General features: G+C 70.8%; 16 protein-coding genes. 4 read left to right on the plus strand and 12 right to left on the minus strand.

Annotated features, from left to right (window positions below; genetic code table 11):
* Positions 1–7 precede the first annotated feature (7 nt).
* The 4 genes from LK09_RS18480 to LK09_RS18495 all read right to left on the minus strand — a co-directional run bounded on the left by LK09_RS18480 (position 8) and on the right by LK09_RS18495 (position 4,475).
* Positions 8–994 (minus strand): LLM class F420-dependent oxidoreductase, encoded by a 987-nt coding sequence (locus LK09_RS18480; RefSeq protein ID WP_039402863.1) that lies wholly within the window; start codon positions 992–994, stop codon positions 8–10.
* Between the two features lie 64 nt (positions 995–1,058).
* Positions 1,059–2,672 (minus strand): amidohydrolase, encoded by a 1,614-nt coding sequence (locus LK09_RS18485; protein ID WP_039402865.1) that lies wholly within the window; start codon positions 2,670–2,672, stop codon positions 1,059–1,061.
* Between the two features lie 34 nt (positions 2,673–2,706).
* The gene (locus LK09_RS18490) at positions 2,707–4,224 is read right to left on the minus strand and encodes a sodium:solute symporter family protein (protein WP_052226989.1); all 1,518 of its coding nucleotides are present in this window, start codon (positions 4,222–4,224) and stop codon (positions 2,707–2,709) included.
* Positions 4,221–4,475, minus strand: coding sequence for a hypothetical protein (locus LK09_RS18495; RefSeq protein WP_039402867.1), 255 nt, complete (start codon positions 4,473–4,475; stop codon positions 4,221–4,223). Before LK09_RS18495 ends, LK09_RS18490 begins: the two co-directional genes overlap by 4 nt.
* A 131-nt stretch (positions 4,476–4,606) precedes the next feature.
* Here LK09_RS18495 and LK09_RS20980 point away from each other — a divergent pair, with 131 nt between their 5' ends.
* Complete coding sequence (locus tag LK09_RS20980; protein WP_052226990.1) at positions 4,607–5,590, plus strand: LacI family DNA-binding transcriptional regulator; 984 nt, start codon at positions 4,607–4,609, stop codon at positions 5,588–5,590.
* Here LK09_RS20980 and LK09_RS18505 read toward each other — a convergent pair.
* The 6 genes from LK09_RS18505 to LK09_RS18530 are packed head-to-tail and all read right to left on the minus strand — an operon-like array spanning position 5,587 to position 11,816.
* On the minus strand, positions 5,587–5,970 hold the full coding sequence (locus tag LK09_RS18505) for a RidA family protein (RefSeq protein ID WP_039402869.1): 384 nt from the start codon (positions 5,968–5,970) through the stop codon (positions 5,587–5,589). The two genes, LK09_RS20980 and LK09_RS18505, sit on opposite strands and share 4 nt — an antisense overlap.
* Before the next feature lie 30 nt (positions 5,971–6,000).
* Entirely contained in the window at positions 6,001–7,584 is a 1,584-nt protein-coding gene (locus LK09_RS18510; RefSeq protein WP_039402923.1) for an N-acyl-D-amino-acid deacylase family protein, read from the minus strand.
* A gap of 8 nt (positions 7,585–7,592) precedes the next feature.
* Positions 7,593–8,864, minus strand: a complete 1,272-nt coding sequence (locus tag LK09_RS18515; protein ID WP_039402871.1) for a type III PLP-dependent enzyme domain-containing protein — start codon at positions 8,862–8,864, stop codon at positions 7,593–7,595.
* Between the two features lie 11 nt (positions 8,865–8,875).
* Positions 8,876–9,478 (minus strand): bifunctional 4-hydroxy-2-oxoglutarate aldolase/2-dehydro-3-deoxy-phosphogluconate aldolase, encoded by a 603-nt coding sequence (locus LK09_RS18520; RefSeq protein ID WP_039402873.1) that lies wholly within the window; start codon positions 9,476–9,478, stop codon positions 8,876–8,878.
* Positions 9,475–10,425: a sugar kinase gene (locus LK09_RS18525; protein ID WP_197061109.1), complete on the minus strand. Its 951-nt coding sequence runs from the start codon at positions 10,423–10,425 to the stop codon at positions 9,475–9,477. The genes LK09_RS18520 and LK09_RS18525 overlap by 4 nt, the downstream gene beginning before the upstream one ends.
* A gap of 35 nt (positions 10,426–10,460) precedes the next feature.
* The gene (locus LK09_RS18530) at positions 10,461–11,816 is read right to left on the minus strand and encodes an MFS transporter (protein WP_039402875.1); all 1,356 of its coding nucleotides are present in this window, start codon (positions 11,814–11,816) and stop codon (positions 10,461–10,463) included.
* 104 nt (positions 11,817–11,920) lie between these two features.
* Here LK09_RS18530 and LK09_RS18535 point away from each other — a divergent pair, with 104 nt between their 5' ends.
* Positions 11,921–12,610, plus strand: coding sequence for a helix-turn-helix transcriptional regulator (locus LK09_RS18535; protein WP_052226992.1), 690 nt, complete (start codon positions 11,921–11,923; stop codon positions 12,608–12,610).
* 3 nt (positions 12,611–12,613) lie between these two features.
* Here the strand turns inward: LK09_RS18535 and LK09_RS18540 are convergent, their stop codons facing one another.
* Positions 12,614–13,663 (minus strand): lipoate--protein ligase family protein, encoded by a 1,050-nt coding sequence (locus LK09_RS18540; protein ID WP_039402877.1) that lies wholly within the window; start codon positions 13,661–13,663, stop codon positions 12,614–12,616.
* 9 nt (positions 13,664–13,672) lie between these two features.
* The gene (locus tag LK09_RS18545; RefSeq protein WP_039402879.1) at positions 13,673–14,602 is read right to left on the minus strand and encodes a DMT family transporter; all 930 of its coding nucleotides are present in this window, start codon (positions 14,600–14,602) and stop codon (positions 13,673–13,675) included.
* 70 nt (positions 14,603–14,672) lie between these two features.
* On the opposite strand from LK09_RS18545, the gene LK09_RS18550 reads away from it, so the two are divergent.
* Together LK09_RS18550 and LK09_RS18555 are read left to right on the plus strand one after the other, a co-directional pair.
* Positions 14,673–15,524 carry a LysR family transcriptional regulator gene (locus LK09_RS18550; protein WP_039402881.1) on the plus strand — a complete coding sequence of 284 codons (852 nt, stop codon included), beginning with the start codon at positions 14,673–14,675 and terminating at the stop codon, positions 15,522–15,524.
* A 318-nt stretch (positions 15,525–15,842) separates the two neighbouring features.
* The gene (locus LK09_RS18555; protein ID WP_039402934.1) at positions 15,843–17,240 is read left to right on the plus strand and encodes an MFS transporter; all 1,398 of its coding nucleotides are present in this window, start codon (positions 15,843–15,845) and stop codon (positions 17,238–17,240) included.
* Positions 17,241–17,392: the final 152 nt, after the last annotated feature.

The raw sequence follows: 17,392 nt of genomic DNA on the forward strand, positions 1-17,392 counted from the left end.
TGGGGGCTCAGGAGAGGGCGGGGATGACCTCGCGCTCGAAGAGCTCCCAGCCGGACGTGTCGTAGGCCAGCTCCGGGAAGTAGTGGATGCTGTACGCGAGGCCGTGGCGTCCGCGTTCGGCGAGACGCTCCACGATCTGCTCCGGCGTGCCGAACGCGGCGGAGGTCAGGTACTCCTGCTCGGCGGCATCCGCCCGCTCCTGGCCGAGGTGCGGCAGCAGCCGCGCCTTGACCGCCGCGAGCCGGTCGCGGGCCTCGGCCTCGGTCGCACCCACGATCGTGTTGAAGTTGCCCGACATCGTGATCTCGTCGGCATCCCGGCCGAGGTCCGCGCAGTGCTGCCGCAGCACGGCCGCCTTGCGGTCGAACGTCTCCAGGGTGCCGGAGAAGTTGGTGTACTGGGCGTACTTCGCCGCGATCTTCAGGGTCACCTTCTCGCCCCCGCCGGCGACCCAGAGCGGGATGCCGCCGGGCTGAACGGGCCGGGGCTGCACGATGGCGCCGTCCACCTGGTAGTGCCGGCCGTCGAGGGTCGCGGATCCCGTGGTCCAGGCCTGGTGCATGATCTCGACGCCCTCGCGCAGCATCCGGAGGCGGTCGGGCACCTCGGGGAATCCGTAGCCGTAGGCGCGCCACTCGTGTTCGTACCAGCCGCCGCCGATGCCCATCTCGAGGCGTCCGCCCGAGACGTGGTCGACGGTGGCGGCGACCTTGGCGAGGTACGCCGGGTTGCGGTAGCCCATGCAGGTGCACATCTGCCCGAGGCGGATGCGCGAGGTGGATGCCGCGAACGCCGACATCAGCGACCACGCCTCGTGGGTGGCCTCCTGGCTGGGGACGGGAGTGGTGTGGAAGTGGTCGTACACCCACGCGGACTCCCAGGCGGCGGCGTCCGCCTTCTCGGCGAGCGTGCGCATGGTGGTCCAGTGGTCGGCAGGGTCGACGTCGACGAGGTCGAAGCGCCACCCCTGTGGCAGGAAGGTTCCGAATCGCATGGGCCCCACGCTACGCCCGGCGCGGGAGTGCTCCGCACCCCCTTGCGCCGGGCAGCGTCGCCCCTTAGGCCTGCGGGAAGGCGGCGACGGCCCGGCCGTCGAGCACGGTGCCGATGACCGGGATGTGGACGAGATCCTCGGGGCGGGCGATCAGCGGATCCTCGGCGAACACGGTGAGGTCGGCGCGCTTGCCCGCGCTGATCGTGCCGGTGACGTCGGTCAGGCCGGCCGCGGCCGCCGCGTGCGAGGTGTAGCCCTCGAGGGCCATGAGCGCGGTCAACGCCTGCTCCGGCTGCACCGGGTCGACGTCGGGCCGCAGCGCCGGCCGCCGCAGGATGGAGTCCGCCATCATCGCCAGGGGATCGTACGGGGTGATCGGCCAGTCGGACCCGAGCGCGAGGATGCCACCGGCATTCCGGATGTCCCGGCACCGCCACCCGCGGGCCGCGCGCTCGGTCCCGAGCCGCACCGACCAGTTGTCGGTGCGGTCGGCCCGGGTGTGATGGGTGCCGTGGATGGGCTGCATGCTCGCCGCGACACCGAGCGCATGGAAGCGCGTCACGAGGTCGTCGGGGATGGTCTCGATGTGCTCGATACGGTGCGCCGTTCGCCGCCGAGCCTCCCCCATCGCCTCCAGCGCATCGAGGACGTAGGCCACGCCCCGGTCGCCGATCGCGTGCGTGGCGGTGGGGATGCCGCGCTCGACGAAGTAGCCAAGCGCGGCGGCGTACGCGGTCGGGTCGCTCCAGACCGAGGTCGTCCCCTGCCCGTACGCGTCCGGACGCTCGAGCCACGCCGACCCGTTGTCGATCGTGCCATCGATGAAGAACTTCACCCCGTGCACGCCCCACCGTCGTCCTCCGACGCCCTGGAGGGCGGCGACCGATGCCAGCTCGTCCATCGACGCCCCGCCGAGCACCATGGGCGAGAACCGCAACCGGACCGGCAGGTCACCGTCCTGTTCCAGGGCCTCGACGAGGGCGCGGGAGTCGTCGGCGAAGTCCATCACGTGGGTCGACGCAATGCCCCTCGCGGCCATGCCGCGCAGCACATCGCGGAACCGGTCGCGACGCTCGGCCCCGGACTCCCCCGGCAGCGCCCGCACGACCAGATCGATGGCGGCGAGCTCCACGAGGTAGCCGGTCGGACGGCCGTCGACATCCACGTCGACGCGGGATTCGTCCGCGAACGTCTCCCGCCCGGTGATGCCCGCGGCATCCAGGGCCGCGGTGTTCACGATCGCACTGTGCCCGTCGCGCATGCGCAGGAACATCGGCACAGAGCCGGTGATCTCGTCGAACACGCGCCCGCCGAACCCGATCCCGGTGAACAGGTTCGGGTCGAGCCCCCAGCCCTGCACCCACGCGTCCGGCGCGGCATCCTGCGCGGCGGCCAGCAGCCGCTGCCGCACTTCCCGCATCGGCAGGTCGGTCAGATCGCTCCCGCGGGTCATCTCGAGCCCGAACACCACATGGGTGTGGCTGTCGTTCAGGCCCGGAGTGATCACGGCCGCGCCGTAGTCCACCTCTCGGGTGCCGGGTCCGCGGAGAGCCTCGAGCTCGGCTCGCGTCCCCACGCCGAGGATGCGGCCGTCGCGCACGGCGATCGTGTCGCCCCTTGTCGCGGGGTCGAGAGTGTGGACGGTGGCGGCGCTGATCAGAGCATCTGCGGTGTTCATCGGGGTCCTTCCGGGTGGGCGTCTGTCGAGCGATTCAGCGAACGGGGACGCGGGTCACCACCGTCGTGTCCGGCATGACCCGGAGTCCCGCGAACAGGGCGTCGACGCGGCTCCGCTCCGCCGCCGGCGCAGGCTTCGCGAGGCTCACCACGACGTACACCGCCGTGTTCACGATGAGTCCGGCGACACCGGATGTGAGACCGCCGAGCCACGGGATGGAGTTCGGGTAGGCGACCTGCAGGATGCCGGCCACGAGGATCCCGGCGATCATGCCACTCGTCGCGGCCGCCGCGGTTCCGCGCCGCCAGAAGATCCCGAGCAGCAGGGCCGGGGCGATCTGGCAGATGGCCTGGTAGGAGACGATCGCGAGCAGGTAGATGCCGGTGACCAGGTTCGCGGTGGCAAGTGCGATGATCGCGGACACGATGGTGACCGCCGCGACGGCGATCTTCGCGCCTCGCGAGGACTGCGTGGGCGAATCCGTCCGGCCCCCGCCGACCACGTCGTTCGCGATCTGCGTGCCCAGCGCCTGCAGATTCGCACCCACGTTGCCCATGGTGGCGGCCACAACGCAGATGCCAGCGGCGGTGACGAGGCCGACGCCGCCCAGCCCGGCGAGGGTGAACCACACGTAGTCCGGTGCCTCCGAGACGCCCGGGACGCTGGTCGCGAGCAGTTCCACGATGACCAGACCGCCCGAGAACAGCAGGAGGATGGGCGCGGCCTGCACGGCCGAGCGTTGCACGGCCTGGGGGCTGCGGACGCTGAAAAGGCGCACGAACACGTCTGGCCACGACCACGCCCCGAGCACGCCCGTGAGGGTGAGCGAGAAGAGGTAGAGCGGACCGAACGGGCTGTCCGGGCCGGGGATCGTGAGCAGACCGGTCTGCACCTGGCCGAGACCGTGGCCGTGGGCGAGGAGCCACGTGAGGAAGCCGATGATGATGAGGAACCCCACCCCGTAGGCGAACAGGCCCTGCACCATGTCGCTGACGATGAGCCCGCGCGTGCCGAGCCGGGTCGTCCAGATCTGGCGGATCGCGATGAAGACGATGCCGATGATCGTGGCGACCACGGGAGTCACGGCGCCGAACGAAAGCGCTGTGAAGACGACGCCGAGCGACTGCATGCCGAGCACCACCCACGGCACCGACGCGATGACTCCGATGACGGCGGCCACGACGCGCACGGCGCGCGATCCGTACCGCAGCCCCAGGAGGTCGGCCTGCGTGCGGAGGTCATGCGCACGCCCCCACGCGTTGACGGGCTTCGCGAGGAAGAACATCAGCACGACGGCCAGCAGCGAGTACGACAACGAGTAGAAGCCGGCGACGCCGACGGTGATGGTGAACGACGCGAAGGCGACGAAGACGCTGCCGGCGAGCCAGGTGTTCAGGAACGACATGGTGCCGAACCACGAGCTGAACGAGCGACCGGCGGTGGCGTATTCGCTCAGGGTCCCGTCGCCGCGCTTGCCGCGGCTCATGATCACGATGACGAGCACGGTGAACAGGAGCACGCCGCCGTAGCCGACGATCATGGCGGTGTTCATCGCGTACCTCCCTCGGCGTCGACGTCGTCGTCGAGGGAGGCGAAGGTGGGCCGGTCGCGCAGTGCCCAGAGCACGAACAGCGACAGGGTGACGAGTGTGCAGGCAAGGACGTAGTACCAAAGGCTGGCGGGGCCCGGGGCGATCGCCCACTGCAGGGGCGGGAAGAGCACGAGGACGAAGTCGACGACGAGAATGACGACTCGGGCTCGGCTGCGCGCTGTGGGCCCGGGAGCGGGAGCGGGGTGGGACATCGGGTTTCCTTCCGAACGGCTGCGGTCGGGATGATGGAATGCTGGAACGTTCCAGCACTGATGACACTTTTATCACCGACCGTGCCCGGGAGTCAACATCCGGGTATTCCGGTCGCTCCTAGACTGTAGGGATGAGCACGCCCCGGGCGACCATCATCGACATCGCGGAAGAGGTCGGACTGTCCAAGTCGACGGTCGCCAACGTGCTCAGCGGAACCGGCCGATTCTCGCCCGCGACGAGCGCGCGTGTGCACGCGGCGGCCGAGAAGCTCGGCTACGTGACCAACCGCGCGGCGCGCAGCCTGCGGTCTGGGCGGGTGGGCACCTACGGCATCCATCTGCCGTCCGTCGCCCGCCGCCTGCCGTTCTACACCGAGTTCGCGCTCGGCGCGGCGGATGGTGCGGACGCCGCGCAATCGGATCTGACGCTCTTCACGAGTGAGATCGACCCCGCGCGCACCTTCGCCGTCGACGGCGCGATGGTGGTCGACCCCGAGCCGAATGCCCCGATCGTGCTCGCGCTCGCGCGCGCCGGCATCCCCATCCTCTCGGTCGGCGCCTACCACGGCGTGGGTGAAGCGGACGTCGCCGCCACCCTGGATGCACGCCACGACGACCTGCAGCGCGAAGCGCTGGAGGTGTTGCGCGCCCGCGGACGACGCCACTTCGTCCTGCTCTCGCTCCGGCGCGAACTCGGGTCGGCCTGGACGGAGAGCACTGACCGGACCTTCCGGGACTGGTGCACCGAGACCGGCAGCACGGGCGAAGTGCTCGACGTCACCACCGACCCCACGCGGTGGGCGAGCGACGCTCGCCTGGCCGGGATCGTCGCGGGCGGACGCACAGACGCCGTCGTATGCGCCGGCCAGGGCACGGCCCACACCAGCCGGATCATCCTGGAGGCCGCCGGCATCCGCATCGGCGAAGACATCGACCTCGCCTCGTTCGCCGCCGCTCCCGACGAGCTGCTCGATCCACGCCTGACCGTCATCGATCTGGCTCCCACCGCGTACGGACAGCGCGCGGCCGAGATCCTCACCGCGATCATCGCCGGCGAGGCGGACGCCGCCGGACATCACTGGTTCGACGGCGCCCGCGTGCGCGCCGGCGTTTAGGCCTGCGGGAAAGCGGCGACGACGTCGATCTCGACGAGGATGTTCGCCAGCTGCGAGCCCACGGTCGTGCGCACCGGGTACGGCGCGGTGAAGAACTCCTGGTACGCCTCGTTGAACTCGGCGAAGTCGGCGAGGTCCTGCAGGTGCACCGTGGCCTTGACGACGTCGTCCATCGTCAGGCCGTGGACGGCGAGGACCGTCTGGATGTTGCGCAGCACCTGACGGGTCTGGTCGCCCGCGTTGTCGGCGATCGCGTGGTCGTTCGCGGCATCCTGCGGGCCGAAACCGGCGGTGTACAGGAATCCGTTCGCGACCACCCCGTGGCTGTACGGGCCGGCCGGGTTGGGGGCGCCTTCGGCGTGGAAACCGGTCTTGGGCATGTTCTTTCTTCCTTTTCTCTTTCGGTCAGGTCAGTGGGCAAGACGCAGGCCGCGGCCGGGCAGCGCGCCGGTCGGTTCGCCGTCGCGCAGCACCGGCACCCCGGCGACGAGCACGTCGTCGATGCCGATCGCGAGGCTGCGCGGGCTCTCGTACGTCGCCGTGTCGGCGACGGTCGCCGGGTCCACGAGCACGAGGTCGGCGATCGCGCCCGGCGCGACGACCCCGCGCCGGCCGAGCCCGAACCGGCGCGCCGGCAGCGCGGACAGGTGGCGGGAGGCATCCGCCCACGTCCAGGTGCCGAGTTCGCGGACGTACTCGCGCAGGTAGCGCGCGAAGGTGCCGGCCGCCCGCGGGTGCGGGTGCGCCCCGACGAAGATGCCGTCGGATCCGCCGGTGTGGCCCGGGTGGGCGAAGATGCGGGCGAGCTCGGTGGCCGGTCGGGGGTGGCGCACCGCCATCACGGCGCTCACCTCCAGGCGGGAGGCCGCGAGGACCTCGAGCGCGAAGTCGGCGGGCGGCCGGCCTGCGCGGGCCGCGGCCGCGCGCAGGGTGAGGCCGTGCGCCCAGGCGTAGCGCGCGGCGGCGATGTGCGCGAACGTGATCATGTCGGGCCACTCCGGGCCGAGGCTGGGGCTCCGCGAGGCGCGGGTCGCGCAGGCCGCGCGCAGTTCGGCGATCCGTGCCGGGTCGGTGAGCACGGCGACGGCCTCGTCGGCGGGAAGCGCGGAGACCTCCGGCGGCAGCAGCGGCATCCCCAGCAGCGTGCAGCCGCGGATGTACGGGTAGGCATCGAAGGTGGCATCCACCCCGGCGGCCTCGAGGGCGGCGAGCTGATCGAGCACGATGTCGGCGTCCGCGTGGAAGTGCGAGACGTGCACCGGCAGCGGAGAGCCGGCCTCCGCGCCCGCCCGGCGGGCGATGTCGGCCATCTCGGCGATGCCGGCGGCGGTGTTCGCCTCATAGCCGCCGCGCATGTGGCTGACGTACACGCCCCCGGCCGCGGCGACCGGCACGCACAGCGCCGCGATCTCGGACGCGTCCTGGAAGATCCCGGGCACGTAGTCGAGCCCGGTCGAAAGCCCCAGGGCGCCGTCCGCCAGGCCCGCGGCGACGAGCGCGGCCATCGCGGCGCGCTCCCCGGCCGTCGCGGGCCCCGGGCGGCGTCCGCAGACCTCGAAGCGCACCGTGCCGGCCGGGATGACGTAGCCGGCGTTGACCGGCGACGCGCCGTCGACGGATGCCAGGTAGGCGGCCACTCCCCCGCCGGTGTAGGTCGGGTGGGGGCCGTTGATGGCGGCGAAGTAGCCGGTGGCGAACGCACCGTCGCCGGGGGCGTACGACACGCCGTCCTGGCCCGCGATCACCGTGGTGACGCCCTGCCGCAGCAGCGCCCGCGTGACGTCCGGGTCGCCGAGCATCCCGTCGGCGTGCGAGTGCACGTCGACGAATCCCGGCATGATCAGACGGTCCGAGGCATCCAGCACGACATCGCCGCGGTGCGCGTCGACGGAGCCGACCTGCGTGATCACGGTCCCCTCGACGGCGACGTCGGCGCGCGCGACCCCGGCCGCCGAGACGACCGACCCGCCGCGGATCACGGTGCGCTGCGTCATCGGCATCCTCAGAACCAGGTGCGGACGAGGCCGGTGACCTCGTCCGACTCGGCCGAGGCGACCACCGGGAGCACGCGCCACTTGTCGAACGCGGTGCAGGGGTGCGAGAGACCGAGCCGCACGACCGAGCCGATGGTGACGGGCTCGGACGGCCGCACGTAGGTGTGCTGGTCGTTCATCGCGGACACCGCCGCGTCGAGCGGCCGCCAGGGGCCGGAGATGTCGGCGGCGACGCCCCGCACCACGGGCAGGCCCTCGTCGTACGGGAAGTCGCGCTTGCCGCCGTCGATGAGTGCGAGGGCGGGCTCGGGACTCGAGACGACGCGCCCGTACCCGTGCATCGCGTTCACGAACCGCGGCGACCCGGACGGGTCGGCCGCACCCTCGTCGAACGGCGAGATGCCGCGGTAGAAGCCGTCGTCGTGCACGATGTACGCGCCCGAGCGCAGGGTGAAGCGCGTGCGGTCGTCGCGCGGGGCATCCGTCCACACGTCGGCGACGATGTCGAAGTAGGCGCTGCCGCCCGCGGTGACGTACAGCTCGCCGTCGTCGTAGAACGACGCCAGCGCGTCGTGGAGCTCCAGCTGCGCCTCCAGGTACGCCCGCACGGCGGCGAGCGCGACCGGCGACCGGTCGTGACCGAGGCTGCCCTCGTAGCCGGCGACCCCCGCGAGACGGAGCACGTCGGATGCCGCGATGCGCTCGGCGATGGCCACCGCCTCGCGCACCGACCGGGCCCCGGTGCGTCCGCCCGCGGCTCCGAGCTCGACGCACACGTCGACCCGGCGCGGCACGCCGGCCGTCCGGAGTCCGTGCTCCATCGCCTCGACGGTGGCGATCGAGTCCGCCCAGCACACGAACCGGAAGCCCGGGTCGGCGAGCTCGCCGGCGAGCCAGGCCAGCGACCGGGGGTCGACGGCGGCGTTCGCGAGCATGATCGAGTGGAGTCCGAGGCTGCGACCGGTGCGCACCTGGCCCATCGTCGCGAGCGTGATGCCGAGGGCTCCGGCATCCGTCTGCCGTTGCCACAGCGCGGGGGCCATCGTGGTCTTGCCGTGCGGCATGATCTCGAGGCCGCGGTCCTTGCACCAGGTCGCCATGGTCGCGACGTTCGCGCGCATGGCGGCGTCGTCGAGGGCGATCATCGGCGTCCAGAACTCGTCGAGCCGGGGCCGGGTCGCGAGGAACGCGGATGCCGTCATCCCGATCGCACGCGCCGGAAGCCCCTTGTCGCGCGCGGTCAGCAGGTCGTCGGACCCGGTCGGCGTCGTCTCCGTCATGCTCGTCTCCGTCAGCCGAGCAGCCGCGCGAGGGCCGGCAGCTGCGCGTCGTCTTCAAGGGCGGAACCCACCGCGACGACCTTCACTCCGGCATCCAGGAACGCCTGCGCGTTGCCCGAGCCCATCCCGCCGGTGGCGACGAACTTCGCCTGCGGGAAGGGTCCCCGCATCGCCGGGAACCAGTCCGCGCCGAGGAGGGATGCCGGGAACGCCTTCAGCCAGGTGAGCCCGTCGGCGAGCGCGCGTTGCACCTCGGTGGCCGTCGCGACCCCGGGGATCGACGGCAGGCCGGCGTCGTGCGAGGCGCGCACGATGTCGAGATCGAGGCCGGGGCTGACCGTGAAGGCCGCTCCGGCATCCTTCGCCTGCTGCACGTGCTCGCCGGTCACGACCGTTCCCGCGCCGACGGCGAGGCCGCGCTCGCGCGCGGCATCCGCCACGACGCGCAGCGCCTCGACGTCGGTCGGGGTCTGGATCGGCAGCTCGACGGCGGTGATGCCGAGGTCCCACGCGCGGGTCGCGGTCGCAAGGCTGCGCTCCACGCCCATGCCGCGCAGGATCGCCATCAGCGGGACGCCCGCGAAGATGTCGTCGAAAGCGGAGTTGTCTGTCATGTCAGGGGCACCCTTCGATGGCTGTCGGGAAGGAAGTCGCTCGTGGACTGGAGCACGAGGTGGGCACGGCGGTGTCCGGCCGAGAGTCGCTCGGTCGCCTGCTCGCCCTGCAGGTGGGCCGCCAGGTAGCCGGCGGCGAACGCGTCCCCCGCGCCGACCGCCTCGACGACCTCGGTCTCGATCGCCGCGACGAAGCTTCGCACGTCCGCGTTCGCGAACCGGTGGAACTCGGTCGCGCCGACGTCGCCGTCCTTGACGACGAGCAGGGTCGGCGTGGGGATCAGCTCCCGCACGTCATCGGCGTCGGTCGTGCCCCACAGGCCGTGGGCCTCGTCGAGGCCGACGAACACCAGGTCGGCGCGGCGGGCGAGCGCGAGCAGCGTCGGTGCGGCGACGCCCGGCTCCCACAGCGACGCGCGGTGGTTGACGTCGAAGCTCAGGATGCCGCGCCCGGCCGACACTCGGTCGACGACCGTGTCGATGAGGGCCGCGCACGAGTGCGACAGGGCGGGCGTGATGCCCGACACGTGCACGATCTCCGCCTCTTCGAGCGGGATGCCGGCGACCGACGCCGGGCTCATGCGGGAAGCCGCGGAGTCGCGCCGATAGTAGAGGACTCCCCGGCCGGGGTCCTTGAAGTAGACGCCGGTGGCGGCATCCGGATCGCTCGACACCCATCGCACGTCCACGCCTTCGCCCGCCACGTGCGCGCGCACGCGCTCCCCGAGCGCATCGTCGCCGACGGCGCTCACCCACGCCGCCGACACACCGAGGTGCGCCGCGTGGGTGGCGACGTTCGACTCGGCCCCGCCGACGAGCAGCCGCACGTCGTGCGCGGTCGCGAGCGGCTCGGCGTGCGCGGGCGCGACGAGCGCCATGGTCTCGCCGAGGGTGATAAGCGGGGGGACGGGGAGGGCGGCGGTGTCCGGCGCAGACGAGTCGGTCATGTTCTCATGATCTCCGAGATGACGGCGTTTCCGCCTCAGACCGGGGTCTTCACACTGGTCGTGGCGGCCAGTTCGTGCAGACGCCCGGCGCCCTCGCGGTCGGGACGGACCGATGCCACGAGCGTCGCGATGACCCCGACGATCGAGATGACCGCCGCGTAGATCGCCACCGGCCAGACGGCTCCGCCTGCTGCGGCGATGAGAGCCGTGCAGATGAAGGGCGCGAGACCGCCGCCGAGCGTGTTGGACACCTGGTACCCGATGTTGACGCCCGTGGTGCGGGCCTCGGGGTCGAACATCTCCACCAGCATCGTCGACAGGGTCGCCTGCATCGCGACGCCGAACAGCACGAACCCGAGGATCTGACCGAGCCAGATGAGCCACAGGTTGCCGGTGCCGAACAGCAGGAACGCCGGGTAGACCATGATCGCGAAGCCGAGGCAGCCGATGATGTAGACCGTGCGCCGGCCGATGCGATCGGAGATCGCACCCCACAGCGGGGCGACGACGATCTGCAGGAGCCCCACGATCATGGTGCCGGCGAAGCCCATCCACGCGGGCAGGTGCTTGTTGGTGACCATGTACGCGAGGCCCGTCGTGAGGACGACGTATCCGGCGATCGACTGCGGCAGGCCGATGAGGATGCCCATGATCGCGTTCTTCGGGTGGCGGAACGCCTCGACGAGCGGGTTGGCCTTCTTGCCGGCAGTGGCGATCTGCAGCGCCTGGGTCTGGGTGAACTCGTCGGAGTCCTCGAGCTGGCGGCGCAGCAGCACCGCGACGACCGCGAGCACGGCCGACAGCAGGAACGGGATGCGCCAGCCCCACTGCAGGAACCAGGACTGGTCGGTGAGGCCGAGCGCGGCCATGAGCCCGCCGGAGAACACGTTCGCGATGCCGGCACCGCTGATGAGGAATGCGCCGTACAGGCCGTGGCGGCCGGTCGGGGCGCCCTCGACCACCATGGTCGCGGCTCCGCCCATCTCGCCGCCGACGAAGAAGCCCTGGAACATGCGGCACAGCAGCAGGAGCAGCGGCGCGAGGATGCCGATGGCCTTGTCGGACGGGATGAGGCCGATCGCGGTCGTCGCGACGCCCATGCCGATCACGGTGATCAGGAGCACCGTCTTGCGGCCGGCGCGGTCGCCGACGATTCCCCAGACGATGCCGCCGACGGGCCGCAGGAAGAACCCGACCGCGAACGTCGCGAAGGAGGCGAGCGTGGCGACCACCGGGTCGTCGGACGAGAAGAACACCGCCGGGAAGACGGCCGCAGATGCGAGCCCGTACAGGTAGTAGTCGTAGTACTCCATCAGGGTGCCGACGGCACCGCCGGCGATCATCCTGCGCTGCTTGCGCGTCAGGCCACTGGTGGCGGTGGCGGTGGTCATATGAGCCTCCTTGCTCCGGAAAGTTCGGCGTTGATCGGCTAAGCTAGCACCGACTTTAACATTCTGTCTAACCCGAAGACTTTTTGTTCAGAACGGAGTGGGCGATGACGACACCGACCGCAGCGACGCAGGAGACCTACGAGAGCGCCGACGAGGTGCTGCAGCGCTACCGGCCGATCATGCGGGCGCTCGCGGCGGCGGGCGGCCCGTCGGTCGAGGTGGTGCTGCACAACCTCGACGGCGCCGACGTCGACCTCGGGCACACGATCATGGCGATCGAGAACGGACACGTCACCGGCCGTTCGGTCGGCGGCCCCTCGACCTCCCTCGGACTCGACGTGATGAAGGATCGCCGCGGCGACCACGACGCCTTCGGCTACACCGCCCACACTGCCGACGGGCGCGAACTGCGCTGCTCGTCGGTGTACTTCCGCAACGCCGCGGGCGACATCATCGCGTCGTTCTGCATCAACGTCGACCTCAGCCCGCTGCAGAGCGCCCGTGGCATCCTCGACGCCCTGCTGCCGGCCGCAGCCCCCGCCGCCGACGCACCGCGCGAGCACTTCGGCACCGACCTCGTCTCAGTGATGGACGCCATGATCACCGACGCGATCGGTGAGATCGGCCGGCCCGTCGCGCAGATGTCGCGCGACGACAAGATCACCGTGCTGCAGCGCCTCGATCAGCGCGGCGCCACGCAGATGCGCAAGTCGATCGAGTCGATCGCCAAGCGGCTGGGCATCTCGCGGGTGACCGCCTATGCCTACCTCGACGAGGCCCGGGCGCGGGACTGACGGTCAGGGAACGCGGTTCAGCCAGGCATCCGTCGCGAACTTGGTGCGCACCAGCTCTTCGGCCTCGGCGTACTCGTCGTCGCTGATCGAGCCCGGCGTCGCGCCGTACAGGTTGGTGAACGTGTCGATGAAGCGCTCGATGATCTGCTCGCGCGGAAGACCCGTCTGGCTGCGGAGCGGATCGACGCGCTTGGCCGCCGAGACGGTGCCCTTGTCGCTGAGCTTCTCGCGACCGATGCGCAGCACCTCGGTCATCACCTCGCCGTCGATGTCGTAGCTGAGGGTCGCATGGTGCAGCACGCCGCCGTTGGCGAGGCGCTTCTGCGCGGCGCCGCCGATCTTGCCCGAGGGGCCGGTGATGTCGTTGAGCGGCTGGTAGACGGCGTCGATCCCGAGCGAGCGCAGCGCCTGCAGCACCCAGTCGTCCAGGAACGCGTACGAGTCGGCGAACGTGAGACCGGCCACGAGGGATGCCGGCACGTACAGGGAGTAGGTGACGATCGAGTTCGCCGCCATCAGCATCGCGCCGCCGCCGGAGATGCGGCGCACGACGTCGAACCCGTGCCGGCGGGCGCCGTCCGGGTCCACCTCGTTGCGCACCGACTGGAACGAGCCGATCACGACGGCGGACTCGTCCCACTCCCACATCCGCAGCGTGGGATTGCGCAGACCGTCGCCCACACGCTTGGTGAGCACCTCGTCGAGGGCGAGGTTCATCCGCGGCGACACCGGCTTCTCGTGCACGACGTCCCAGGAGAACTCGCGCCAGCCGGGGGCGGTGATGAGCGCACGGCGCACGGCGGTTCCGACCGACTCGGGCGTGAAGCCGAGCAGCTGCGCACCCTCGGGGAGCGCCGAGCGCACGGCCGCCGCGATGGCCGCCACATCGCTCGTCTCCGGCATCCCGGTGATCGCGCGGTCGATGTCGAGGAGGGCGTCGTCGGGTTCGAGGAAGAAGTCCCCGGCCAGATGGAAATCGGTGATGGTCCCGCCGGTGACGTCGAAGTCGACGACCACGAGCTTGCCGCCGGGGACCTTGTACTCGCCGTGCATCCCTCCAGCCTAGGCGGGCGCGCCCGCGCCGGCGCGCCGGCGGGGCAGCGCGCCCTGGCTCACGAGGATGCCGGCCACCACGATCGCACCGCCGACCGGCTCGTACCAGTGGATGCTCTCGCCGAGCACGAGGACGCCCAGCATCACGCCCACCACCGGCGCGAGGTAGGTGACCGTCGAGGCGCGGGCGGCGCCCCAGTCCCGGATGATGCGGGTGAACCAGATGTACGCGATGCCGGTGCCGACGATTCCGAGGGTCGCGACGCTCAGCACCACCGGCACGCTGAGCGACACCGCGCCGCGCGCGGTGAACGGCGCCAGCAGCAGCACGATCGCACTCGCCATGGTCAGCTGCACCGACGAGAGGGTGACCGAGTCGTAGGGCAGCCCGCTGACGAACCGGCGCATGTAGAGGCCGGCGAATCCGTAGCTGACCGTGGCGCCCAGGCACGCGAGCTGGGCGGGGATCGTCCCGCGCACGTCGCCGGTGCCGAACAGCTGCCACGGACCGGTGAGCACGACGACGCCGAGGATGCCGACGACGAGGCCGGCGACCCGCGCGCGGTCGAGCCGCTCCGAGCGCAGCACGAGCGGGGTGAGCAGCAGCGTCATGATCGGGGTGGTCGCGTTGTAGATGCTGGCCAGGCTCGACGGAACGTACTGCTCGGCCCACGCGAACAGGGTGAACGGGACGGCGCAGAAGAACGCACCGACGACGATCATGTGGCCCCACACGCGCCCCTCCCGGGGCCACCGGCGGCGGGTGACGGTCATGATCACGACGAGCGCGAGCGCGCCGAGCAGGATCCGCCCGAGCACGACCTGCGCGGGCGAGAGACCCTCGAGTCCGACCTTGATGAACAGGAAGCTCGCGCCCCACACGCCGGACAGCGCGAGGAACGCCCAGACGGTGCTGCGGGGGTTGCCGACGTTCTGCATGAGGCCTAGTCTCGAAGCAGTCGAAGCATGAATCAAATGAATCTGCTTCATCACGACATGAGGAGTATCGATGCCGGTGACACTGCCCCAGCTGCGGGCCCTCATCACGGTCGTCGACTCCGGCTCCTTCACCGGCGCGGCCGACCGTCTCGGCCTCAGCCAGTCCGCGGTCTCGCACGCCGTCGCCGGTCTCGAGAAGGACATCGGCGGCCGCGTGCTGCAGCGCGAGGGCGCCGTGACGCTCACCGCTCTCGGCCTGCGGGTCGTCGAGCACGCGCGCTCCGCCCTGGCATCCGTGTCCGCCCTGGAGAGCGCCGTGCAGCAGGACGAGCTGCTCGCCGGAACGGTGCGCCTCGGCGCCGTCGCCACGGTCTGCCAGGGGCTGCTGCCCGAGCTCATGCCGCTGTGGGCGGCCCGGCTCCCCCACGTCGAGGTGCAGATCTACGAGGGCGACGACGACGAGCTGCCCGAGTGGCTCGAGGCGGGGGTGGTGGATGCCGCGATCCTCGTCGAGCCCACCCCGCCGCCTCCCGGCGGCAAGCTGGTCGCCACCGACGAGTTCGCGGCCGTGGTGCGGCGCGACCACCCGCTGGCCGGGCTCGACGGCATCCCCCTGGCCGAACTGCAGGTCGACGGGCTCATCGTGTCGACCGGGGGCTGCGAGCGCCACGTCAAGCGCATGCACGACGAGGAGGACCTGCCGTTCACCTACTCGCACCGGGTGCGCGAGATGAGCACCCTGTTCCGGATGGTCGAGCAGGGCATGGGCGTTGCGATCGTCCCGTCGCTCGGCCGCGGGATGCTGCCGGACGACCTCGTCATGCGGCCGCTGGCCGCACCGCGGCCGCGCCGTCTGGTGCTCTCCGGGCCGGCATCCCGGCCGTGGCACCCCCTCGCGCAGGCGCTGGTCGACGCCGCCTGATCAGTAGTCTTCGCCCTCGGCCTGCGAGGGGTGCTTGTCGAACCAGTACGGCCGACCCAGGTGCTGGTGGGCGTCGGTGTCGAAGAGGTCTGCGGTGATCTCACGTTCCATGCCTCCAGTCTCGGAGATGTCTCACCGTTCTTACGCGCGATTGAGTACGAAGGATTCGGCGTTCTTTCCGTTTGGACAAAAGCGGCTTTGTCAAGGCCCCCACAGGTTTCGTCCGGCGCCCATACGGTCGGCACACACGAAACTCCCGGGGGGCCACCGATGTCCGTTACCGAACTGAAGACCGTCAGGACCGCGATTCCCGCGCGCATGGACCGCCTGCCCTGGTCGAGATGGCACTGGCTCGTCGTCGTCGGACTCGGCACGGTGTGGATCCTCGACGGGCTCGAAGTGACGATCGTGGGCGCGATCGGCAGCCGGCTGACCGAGCCCTCGAGCGGACTCGCGCTGACCCCGGCGCAGATCGGGCAGGCCGCGGCGGTGTATGTCGCCGGCGCGTGCATCGGTGCACTCGTCTTCGGCTATCTGACCGACAGGTTCGGTCGCAAACGCCTGTTCATGATCACGCTCGGGCTGTACCTGGCGGCGACCGTGGCGACGGCGTTCTCGTTCAACCCGCTCTTCTTCTTCGTGTGCCGGTTCTTCACCGGCGCCGGCATCGGCGGCGAGTACTCCGCCATCAACTCCGCGATCGACGAGCTGATCCCCGCGCGCCGGCGCGGCGTCGTCGACCTCGCGATCAACGGGTCGTACTGGCTCGGGACGGCATTCGGCGCGATCCTGACGGTGTTCCTGCTGAACACCGCGATCTTCCCGCCGAACATCGGCTGGCGCCTCGCGTTCGGACTCGGCGCGGTGCTGGGACTCACCATCCTCCTCGTGCGGCGGAACGTGCCGGAATCGCCGCGATGGATGGTCATCCACGGGCACGACGAGGCCGCCGAACGCGAGGTCGCCGAGATCGAGGAGGAGGTCCGCAACGACACCGGGGAGAGTCTCGACGACGTCTCCGACGACGATGAGATCGAGATCCGACAGCGCCGATCGACCGGATTCGGAGAGATCGTCAAGGTCGGCGTGACCGTGTATCCGCGCCGGTTCATCCTGGGACTGTCCCTGTTCATCGGGCAGGCCTTCCTCTACAACGCCGTCTTCTTCACCTACGCACTCGTGCTCACCAAGCTGCTCGGCGTTCCCGACGACGTCGCACCGTGGTCTCTCGTACCCATCGCCATCGGCAATTTCCTCGGCCCGCTGCTGCTCGGCCGGCTGTTCGACTCGATCGGGCGACGAGTGATGATCTCGGCCTGCTACATCGGCAGCGGCGTCCTGCTGACCGGCACCGGCATCCTCTTCTCGATCCGCGCACTCGACGCGGTGGGCCTCACGATCTGCTGGGTGATCGTGTTCTTCTTCGCCTCGGCGGGCGCGAGCGCCGCGTACCTCACCGTCAGCGAGGTCTTCCCGATGGAGACGCGCGCGATGGCGATCGCGTTCTTCTACGCCGTGGGCACCGGGCTCGGCGGCATCATCGGACCCCTGCTCTTCGGCCAGTTCGTGTCTATGGGCATCAGCGCGGTGGCGCTCGGCTACTTCATCGGAGCCGGGCTCATGATCGCCGCCGGACTCGTCGAGGTGTTCCTCGGCGTGGATGCCGAACGCAAGTCGCTGGAGGACGTCGCCGCACCGCTGTCGCAGGCACGCTAGGATGGAGGCACGGCGAGTCCTCGCCGTTGCGTCGTCGATTACGCTTGCACGCCCTGGCCCGAAGCCGGCGTTGCCCTCTTCTCGAACGGCGTTCCAAGGCGCTGGTCCCTGAGCCTGTCGAAGGTGGCCGCGTCGTCGCCATCCCGCACCCG

The organism is Microbacterium mangrovi (assembly GCF_000802305.1).
Lineage (GTDB): Bacteria > Actinomycetota > Actinomycetes > Actinomycetales > Microbacteriaceae > Microbacterium > Microbacterium mangrovi.

Excerpts from the sequence above, each read along its gene's own strand:
- LK09_RS18480 (WP_039402863.1), bottom strand. The coding sequence starts at position 994 with ATGCGATTCGGAACCTTCCTGCCACAGGGGTGGCGCTTCGACCTCGTC.
- LK09_RS18485 (WP_039402865.1), bottom strand. The coding sequence starts at position 2,672 with ATGAACACCGCAGATGCTCTGATCAGCGCCGCCACCGTCCACACTCTC.
- LK09_RS18490 (WP_052226989.1), bottom strand. The coding sequence starts at position 4,224 with ATGAACACCGCCATGATCGTCGGCTACGGCGGCGTGCTCCTGTTCACC.
- LK09_RS18495 (WP_039402867.1), bottom strand. The coding sequence starts at position 4,475 with ATGTCCCACCCCGCTCCCGCTCCCGGGCCCACAGCGCGCAGCCGAGCC.
- LK09_RS20980 (WP_052226990.1), top strand. The coding sequence starts at position 4,607 with ATGAGCACGCCCCGGGCGACCATCATCGACATCGCGGAAGAGGTCGGA.
- LK09_RS18505 (WP_039402869.1), bottom strand. The coding sequence starts at position 5,970 with ATGCCCAAGACCGGTTTCCACGCCGAAGGCGCCCCCAACCCGGCCGGC.
- LK09_RS18510 (WP_039402923.1), bottom strand. The coding sequence starts at position 7,584 with ATGACGCAGCGCACCGTGATCCGCGGCGGGTCGGTCGTCTCGGCGGCC.
- LK09_RS18515 (WP_039402871.1), bottom strand. The coding sequence starts at position 8,864 with ATGACGGAGACGACGCCGACCGGGTCCGACGACCTGCTGACCGCGCGC.
- LK09_RS18520 (WP_039402873.1), bottom strand. The coding sequence starts at position 9,478 with ATGACAGACAACTCCGCTTTCGACGACATCTTCGCGGGCGTCCCGCTG.
- LK09_RS18525 (WP_197061109.1), bottom strand. The coding sequence starts at position 10,425 with ATGACCGACTCGTCTGCGCCGGACACCGCCGCCCTCCCCGTCCCCCCG.
- LK09_RS18530 (WP_039402875.1), bottom strand. The coding sequence starts at position 11,816 with ATGACCACCGCCACCGCCACCAGTGGCCTGACGCGCAAGCAGCGCAGG.
- LK09_RS18535 (WP_052226992.1), top strand. The coding sequence starts at position 11,921 with ATGACGACACCGACCGCAGCGACGCAGGAGACCTACGAGAGCGCCGAC.
- LK09_RS18540 (WP_039402877.1), bottom strand. The coding sequence starts at position 13,663 with ATGCACGGCGAGTACAAGGTCCCCGGCGGCAAGCTCGTGGTCGTCGAC.
- LK09_RS18545 (WP_039402879.1), bottom strand. The coding sequence starts at position 14,602 with ATGCAGAACGTCGGCAACCCCCGCAGCACCGTCTGGGCGTTCCTCGCG.
- LK09_RS18550 (WP_039402881.1), top strand. The coding sequence starts at position 14,673 with ATGCCGGTGACACTGCCCCAGCTGCGGGCCCTCATCACGGTCGTCGAC.
- LK09_RS18555 (WP_039402934.1), top strand. The coding sequence starts at position 15,843 with ATGGACCGCCTGCCCTGGTCGAGATGGCACTGGCTCGTCGTCGTCGGA.